At 52.1% G+C, this 261-nt stretch carries 1 protein-coding gene; it reads right to left on the bottom strand.

What is annotated here, in order from left to right; genetic code table 11:
- On the bottom strand, positions 1-261 hold a 261-nt coding region (locus lacNas_RS10855), incomplete at both ends, for a PTS transporter subunit EIIC (protein WP_201346857.1).

Raw genomic sequence — 261 nt, 5'->3', positions numbered from 1 at the left:
ATTGCTTTCATCTGTTGTGACTTGGCAAACCAAACCGTGAAGATAACCAAACCGATCGTAATGCCTGAACCGGTCAAGTTGATGAAGTTGTTGTAGAATTCGTTGGTGATAACGTGAGCGCCTTGGGCAACTGACAATTTCCCGGCGTGGTACAAAGCCGCGTTGGCCGCGGTGTTTGGAATCAAGAAGGCACCGGCAACTGAGCCGACGATCAAACCGCCGTGAACGCCGAAGAACCAGAAGAATGGCACGGCCAGACCG

The organism is Lactobacillus nasalidis, from assembly GCF_016587775.1.
Taxonomy (GTDB): Bacteria; Bacillota; Bacilli; order Lactobacillales; family Lactobacillaceae; genus Lactobacillus; species Lactobacillus nasalidis.
The sequence above is the reverse complement of the archived record's forward strand: the minus strand, read 5'-3'. Positions and strand labels throughout refer to the sequence as shown.